The following is a 258-nucleotide window of genomic DNA, read 5'->3' as shown; positions in this document are numbered from 1 at the left end:
CGTTAAACGCCGGTCGAGCGGATTCAGATTGGGCGCGATGCGCCCGACTTCTTCCTTGAGAAGATTCACGTATTTGTCGAGCAACTCCGGCGTGAGCCGGGCCGACAGGAAGGTGAGGCCGAGCGAGGCCACGGGCCCCGATTCCACCGCGAAAATCGGCACCGACACGCCCGCCACGCCGACCAGCAATTCGCCGCGATCGAGCGCGAAGCCCTGAGTCGACGTTTCGTCGATCAGTTCTCGCACACGCTTTTCCGT

The 258-nt window shown here is 62.8% G+C and carries 1 protein-coding gene; it reads right to left on the bottom strand.

Annotated elements, in window-relative coordinates:
* The coding region (locus SB816_RS33085; RefSeq protein WP_410548389.1) for an IclR family transcriptional regulator C-terminal domain-containing protein at positions 1–246 on the bottom strand (246 nt) is incomplete at its 3' end.
* Between the last annotated feature and the right edge of the window lie 12 nt (positions 247–258).

This window comes from Achromobacter sp. SIMBA_011 (assembly GCF_046535435.1).
Classification (GTDB): domain Bacteria; phylum Pseudomonadota; class Gammaproteobacteria; order Burkholderiales; family Burkholderiaceae_B; genus Achromobacter; species Achromobacter dolens.
This window is presented reverse-complemented; position numbering and strand designations above follow the sequence as displayed.